Here is a 5,193-nt window from a genome sequence, read left to right on the forward strand (position 1 = left end):
GCCACCGAGGAGCCGCAGATGGCGCCGAATGCCGCACAAGCCAGGATGGACGCCATGGCCAGACCGCCCTTGAAGCGGCCCATCACGCCTGCCGCAAAACCGAACAGCGCGCGGCTGATGCCGCCCTGCGTCGCGAAATGCCCCATCAGGATGAAGAGCGGAATCACCGACAGGTCGTAGCTGGCAAAGCGCGCAAAGGCCTGGGTGTTGAGGAAGCTGGAAAACGGCCCCCAGCCGGTCTGCATCACGTAACCGATGGCGCCCGCGGTAAACATGGCAACTGCGATAGGCACGCGCACGGCCATGAAGACCAGCATGATGCCGAAAATGACGAGAGCCAGCGTGATGGAGCTCATACGTGTGCCTCCAGCTCGTCCAGCGGATTGTGCGGCGCATGGGCGTCGCCGAAGCCGAAGACGGATTGGTACACACCGATCACGCAGGTCAGCACAAAGGGCGGAACCATGGCGGCATACACCGTCCATTCGGGAAATCCCAGGATCTGGGTTTCAGAGTGCGTGTTGTACGAATTGAGGCCGCCCAGCACCGTGCGCCAGGCCAACAGGGCAAACACCAGGCCCAACAGCAAGGCACCGAAACGGTCCAGCCTGTCGTTCGAGGTTTCGCCCAGTTTGGCGGTGAAGAAGTCGACGATGATGTTGCCGCGTTTGATCTGGCAAAGGGGCATGAACAGCGCGATCGCGGCCCCGGTGACCACACCGGTGAGTTCGAAGTCGCCGACGAGGGTCGCGCCCAGCAGGTTGCGGCCAATCAGGCTGGCACAGGTCATGAGCGTGATCACCGTGAGCAGAACGCCGGCCAGCACAGCGCAGAATTTTGCAAGGGACTGCAGGATTTTCAAGAAGGCTCTCCAAAAAGCAGGTCTTGGCATTTGGGAGCTCCCAAAAACCGGGTAAGCCGATTATCAGAATTGAGGAGGCAAGCAGTCAGGCGGGTTACCCCGGGTAAAACGGGGTATTTGCGCGGTGATTAAAGCAGTTGCGCGGTTATCGCGCAGCTGCCCCGCCGTGACATGCGCTTGCCAACACCTTGTTCAGATGACTTTGACAGTGAGTGTTTCCAGCCCCGCTACACCGCCGACCATGGTGTCGCCCGAAACCACGGCCGCGACGCCTTCGGGCGTGCCGGTGTAAATCAGGTCGCCGGGCTGCAGCTCCCATGCTGCCGACAGGTGTTCAATGGTTTCGGCAATATTCCAGATCAGCTTGGAGACATTGCTGCGCTGGCGATCCTTGCCGTTCACCTGGATGTAGAGCTCGGCATTGGCCACGTCACCGGCCTGGCCAGCGGGTGTGATAGGGCCGATGGGGGCGGAGTGGTCATAGGCTTTACCAATGCACCATGGGCGGCCTTGCTTCTTCATCTCGCCCTGCAGGTCGCGGCGCGTCATGTCCAGGCCCACGGCATAACCGTAGATGTGCTTTTGCGCGTCGGCGGCCTTGATGTTTTTACCGCCGGTGCCAATGGCCACGACCAGCTCGATTTCATGGTGCAGGTTCTTGGTCAGCGATGGGTAGGGGATGGTGCCCGTCGCGCCGGCGTCCACCACGACAGCGGCATTCGCGGGTTTGAGGAAAAAGAAGGGCGGCTCACGGCCGGTAAAGCCCATTTCCTTGGCGTGTTCTTCGTAGTTGCGGCCCACGCAATAAATGCGGTTGACCGGAAACCGGTCTTTGGTGCCGACAACGGGGACGGACACCGCGGCCGGTGGGGTGATGACAAAACTCATGACAACCTTTCTTCTCTGTGTATGCCCAGTGCCAGATGCACCGGGCGGTCTGAAAAACTGAACAGCACACAACCTTGCGCCGAACGCAATTGCGCAGTGTGCCACGACGGAATCACAAAATGGTCGCGCGGGCCAAACTCGAACGTCCGGGTTTCGCCGTTCCGTTCAATGTCAACGGAGCCCGTGCCCTCAACCACGCTGAACACGGCCCCGTCAGTCTGGCGCCAGGGCTTGCCTGCAAAGCCTGCCGGCAGGCGCTGCATGAAGGTGGCCATGGTCGGCATGGGTGAGCCGCCGGTGGCCGGATTCACATAGCGCAGCTTGACGCCGTCCCAGGCATCGATGTCGGCATGGGTTTCCAGCTGGTGCAGGGTTTCGCGCGTGCGGTCGTAGGGGTAGCTGAAGATGGGCGAGGTTTCACCGAACGGGGCGTCATACCGCATCGGCAGCATGTTGGYGCCATAGCGGTGGGTGCTGATGCCTTCGGGCTTGGTGACTTCCTGTTGCCTGGCCGTGCCGTTTTCGGCGAAACCGGCATCGAAAAAGCGCAGCATGGGTATGTCCAGGCCGTCCAGCCAGACTACGGGCGCGTCAGATTCGACACGGCCTTCGTGGCCATGGTCGTGCCAGGTCCAGCTGGGGGTGATGATGAAGTCGCCGGGTTTCATCTGCGTGCGTTCGCCATCCACGGCGGTGAAGGCGCCATGGCCTTCCACCACGAAGCGCAATGCGCTTTGTGTGTGGCGGTGGCTGGGCGCTATTTCGCCCGGCATGATCACCTGCAGGCCTGCGTACAGCGACTGCGTGATGCACGACTGTCCGCGCAGGCCGGGGTTTTCCAGGATCAACACACGGCGCACGGCCTCTTCGGCCGTGATCAGTTCGCCCGACTTCATCAGGAAGGGCCATACGTCGGTGTACTTCCACAGCGCCGGCTGGCAAGGCGTGCTGGGCGACTGCGGCACCAGCGCATGCAGCACTTCCCACAGCGGCGTCATGCTGTGCGCCGAGATGGCTTCATAAAAGGCCTTGCGTGCTGCGCCGTGGGGTGCTGAGGGCCGGCCTGGGGCGGTAGGGGGCGTCATGTCCATGATGGATGTCCAGTCTCTGGGGTGAAAGATCGCCGCTTAAAGGTCGTTATCGAAATACACGCCGTCCCGCGTGAGCAACTGCTGCAGCTGTTTCACGTCGGTATCGGAAAAAGCCTGCCCGGCGCCCGGCATGGCCGCCGCCGTGCCCGCTGCCTGGCCCATCACAAAGCAACCGCCGCTGGCGCGCGCGGCCGACTGGCCTTCGTGCGTCATCGAGGCGCAGCGACCGGCCACCAGCAGGTTGGCGACACCTTGCGGCACCAGCATGCGCCAGGGCAAGTCGTTGTAGGCGCGGCCTTCAGCCGCGTCCACGTTGTGCGGAAACTGCCAGTCGATCCGGCCATCGGCATGCAGTTCCATTGGCCAGGCATTGATGCCGATGGCATCGTCAAAGCGGGCCGATGAAAGGATGTCTTCACCGCTCAGTGCATAGAGCCCTTGGATACGGCGCGTCTCGCGGATGCCGACCTGCGGCGCGATGTCGACGATGGCCGAATCCGCAAAACCCGGCACTTCATGCTTCAGGAAGCGGAAGTATTCGGTGATCTGGCGCCGGCCTTCAAGCTCGCCCTCGCTGAGCTGCCGCGCGTCGGTGGCATCCATGGCCGTACCTTGCGCGTTGCGTATCTGCGTGACGTTGGCGCGCCATTCGGTCGGGTTCTTCTGGGGGCGGAGGATGGCACCTTCACGGGGAAACTTGTAGCGGCCTGGCTCACGCGCCTGGCTCTCGGCCATCAAGATGTTGATGGCTTTGAATTCGCCCACAGCCGCCAGCGCGCGGGGTGCGTCCACGTGGCCGACGCGAAACATGGTGGAGGGAAACAGCGCGCTGCCGTGCCCGTCGCCCAGCTCAAACGGCACACCGGCAAAGTTCGCCACATCGGCGTCGCCCGAGCAGTCGATGAAACGCGCGGCACGAATTGCCTGGCGGCCGGATTTGGTCTCGACCACCAAAGCGCTGATGCGGTTGCCCTCCATCACCACCGCAGCAGCCCAGGCGTGAAAAAGGATTTGCACACCGGCCGCCACCAGCAACTGGTCGGCTGCGCACTTGTAAGCCGACACGTCGTAGGAGCGCACGCGGATGCGGCCCTGCATGCCGTCCTGCGGCGCGTTGAGGCCACCCAGCGCGTCAATGCGCTGCAGCAGGTCGTCGGCCACGCCGCGCACCACCTGTTGTATCCGGCCGCTTTTGCGGCCGTAGAGGCCCGCGAAATTGGTGACGCCGCCGGCTGTGCCCATGCCGCCTAGAAAGCCGTAGCGTTCCACCAGCAAGGTGCGTGCGCCGTGCCGCGCGGCGCTGACGCTGGCAGCAAGCCCTGCTGGCCCGCCGCCGATTACGACGACATCGAATTCGCCGTAGACGGGCAGGGGGCGTGCGGGCTCTGTGATCGTGGGCATGGCTGTCTTTCGCTGCCTATTCGAGTTTGATACCGCGCGACTGGATGATGCCGCCCAAAATGGCGGCTTCGTCTTTGACGCGGCTCCTCAGGCCGTCGGGCGAAGTGCCCACAGCTTGCCACCCCTGGTTAAACAACTTTTGCCGCGTGTCGGCGTCGCGGATGATGCGCGGCACTTCTTGCGCCAGCCGCGCCTGGGCGGCTTTGGAGAGGCCCACCGGGCCGATCAGCGCCGTCCACACTTCGAGGTTGACGTTGGTCACGCCGGCATCGGCCAGCGGCGGCACCTCGGGCACAAGAGAAGAGCGCCCGCCGGCAAGGCCGATCGCCCGAAGCTTTCCCGACCGCACATGCGGCATGGCCACGCCGGGCGGGATCAGCGCCATCTGGATCTGGCCGCCCAGCATGGCGGTCACCACCTGCGGGTTGCCGGCGAAGGGCACGTGAACAGGTGTGACGCCGGGCATGCGGCTTTTCAGCAGTTCCATGCCCAGATGTGCGACCGAGCCGTTGCCRACTGAACCATAGTTCCATTGGCTGCCGCCCTGGCGTGCGGCAGCGAAGAATTCGGCGCCACCGGGCTGGCTCGCAGGCGCTACCAGCACCAGCGGTGCGGTGGTCAGCAATGAAATGGGCGCAAAGTCTTTGGCCGGGTCATAGGGCAGTCTGGAGTACAGCAGCTTGGCCGAGGTCAGGTTGCCGTTGATGACGACGCCCAGCGTATGGTCGTCAGTGGCTTTGGCGACCTGGTCGGCCGCGATGTTGCCTGACGCGCCGGGTCTGTTTTCCACAATCACGGGTTGGCCGAGGGCGTGGCTCAGGGGTTCGGCCAGGCTGCGCGCCGCCATGTCGGGCGTAGAGCCGCCCGGAAACCCCACCAGGATGCGCACCGGCCTGGTCGGCCAGGCCGCATCTTTTAAGTCTTTTGGAGATGCAGCCCACGAGGGATAAG

The 5,193-nt window shown here is 63.6% G+C and carries 6 protein-coding genes; all 6 read right to left on the bottom strand.

Going from position 1 to position 5,193, the window contains the following annotated elements; genetic code table 11:
• Window positions 1-356 (bottom strand): TRAP transporter large permease subunit (locus AC1DWI_RS13205; RefSeq protein WP_477724985.1); only part of this gene is annotated, 356 nt, incomplete at its 3' end.
• Complete coding sequence (locus tag AC1DWI_RS13210) at window positions 353-862, bottom strand: TRAP transporter small permease (RefSeq protein ID WP_477669089.1); 510 nt, start codon at window positions 860-862, stop codon at window positions 353-355. The genes AC1DWI_RS13205 and AC1DWI_RS13210, both read right to left, overlap by 4 nt.
• A 192-nt stretch (window positions 863-1,054) precedes the next feature.
• Window positions 1,055-1,750, bottom strand: a complete 696-nt coding sequence (locus AC1DWI_RS13215; RefSeq protein WP_477669090.1) for a fumarylacetoacetate hydrolase family protein — start codon at window positions 1,748-1,750, stop codon at window positions 1,055-1,057.
• Window positions 1,747-2,841, bottom strand: coding sequence for a gentisate 1,2-dioxygenase (gene gtdA, locus AC1DWI_RS13220; RefSeq protein ID WP_477724986.1), 1,095 nt, complete (start codon window positions 2,839-2,841; stop codon window positions 1,747-1,749). The genes AC1DWI_RS13215 and gtdA overlap by 4 nt, the downstream gene beginning before the upstream one ends.
• Window positions 2,842-2,877: 36 nt before the next feature.
• Entirely contained in the window at window positions 2,878-4,242 is a 1,365-nt protein-coding gene (locus tag AC1DWI_RS13225; RefSeq protein WP_477669092.1) for an FAD-dependent oxidoreductase, read from the bottom strand.
• Between the two features lie 16 nt (window positions 4,243-4,258).
• Window positions 4,259-5,193: Bug family tripartite tricarboxylate transporter substrate binding protein (locus AC1DWI_RS13230; protein WP_477724987.1), on the bottom strand; the 935-nt coding region annotated here is incomplete at its 5' end.

This window comes from Polaromonas sp. P3_C2, assembly GCF_056402675.1.